A 1549-nucleotide genomic window follows, 5' to 3' on the forward strand; every position below is an offset into this window, starting at 1 on the left:
TTACCTTTCTGCAAAAGGCTTTGCGCCTGCTCGTAATCAAAAGAGTGTTGCCAGGTAGAAATAATAATGGTTGCTATAGCATTTCCAATCATATTGATGATTGAACGTCCTTCATTCATAAATTTATCGATTCCCAACACTAAAACCACTCCAGCCGCAGGAATATGACCTATAGTCGCCAGAGAACTGGCCAGTACTATAAATCCGCTGCCAGACACTCCTGCTGCACCTTTTGAACTGATGACCATCACCCCCAAAAGCGCCAGCTCCTGCCATACAGTCAGTTCAGTATTGGTTGCCTGAGCGATAAACATGGCTGCCAATGTCAGGTAAATGGCAGTTCCGGCAAGATTAAACGAATAACCTAGCGGCAATACCAAACCAACCACTGATTTGTCACAGCCCAGATTTTCGAGTTTTTGCATCAGGCTGGGCAAAACTGTTTCAGAAGAAGCGGTCGCCCAAACAATGACTAACTCATCCTTTAAATAGCGAACAAGATGCCCAATATTAATTTTGCAATACCAGTGCAAAATAGTACCCAGCACAACAAGAATAAACACTATCGAAGTCAGATAGTAACAGGCTAACAAGCCTATCAGATTAATTAATGGTGCGATGCCAAATTTTCCGACACTAAAGGCCATAGCGGCAAAAGTAGCTACCGGCGCCATGTACATCACTAAATGGATCATTTTAAAAAACACTCGGGCGATTACATCCATACTTTCTACTATGTATTTTCCAGTAGAACCCGTCAAAATTAATCCTATCGAGAACAATATTGAAATAAAAATCACCTGCAGCATTTCACCATCAACAAAGGCACTGGTGAATGTTCTGGGAATGATATTCATCAGCAACTCGGTCATATTGGTTGCTTTATGTGCTGAACCCAGATAGGAACTAGCTTCATCAATATTCAGTGAGGCGGGATCAATATTCAGTCCAACCCCTGGCTTGAAATAATCCGCTGCTCCCAAGCCAAGCATTAATGCAATTGTAGTGGTGATCATAAAAAAGAATAGAGACACACCTGCCAAGCGGCCAATCTGCCTCATGTCATTCATTGCCGCTATGCCGGAAACAAGCGTAAGAAAAATGATGGGAGAAATCAGCATTTTAATTATTTTGATAAACGCATCAGAGAGGAATTTGAGGTGGACAGAAAAATCAGGAGACATATACCCAAGAAGCACACCAAATAAAACGCCAAGAAGAACCTGTACATAGAGTTTTTTTAAGACATTCATTTTTATTCTCCGAGTCGTTTACCGAGGTCTGACATGCAAAAAAAATTCATGAAGCTTTAAAAACTCATTTAATGTATAACCAAAATCATTATTACATGTTTTTTTTATGGATTACCAGTGGGATTGTCTTTTTGCAAACCCCAATAATGGTTTTATTGGAACGTATCTCTGTGCAAGACAAAAAAAACCTGTCTTGCCTGTGCGGGCTGATATATCCCCTCAAATTTGCTAAAAATAATTGCAGTAAAGTTGAAGTCGTGATCTAATTTTCCCCAACAAATTTGTTTGGGGAAAAT

Annotated in this window: 1 protein-coding gene; it reads right to left on the reverse strand. The window is 40.1% G+C overall.

Annotation, left to right across the window (positions count from 1 at the left end; all coding sequences use genetic code 11):
- A partial coding sequence (dctA, locus tag G543_RS0110120; protein ID WP_028384396.1) for a C4-dicarboxylate transporter DctA occupies window positions 1-1253 on the reverse strand: 1253 nt, incomplete at its 3' end.
- Window positions 1254-1549 lie beyond the last annotated feature (296 nt).

Source organism: Legionella moravica DSM 19234, assembly GCF_000423305.1.
In the GTDB taxonomy this organism is placed as follows: Bacteria; Pseudomonadota; Gammaproteobacteria; order Legionellales; family Legionellaceae; genus Legionella; species Legionella moravica.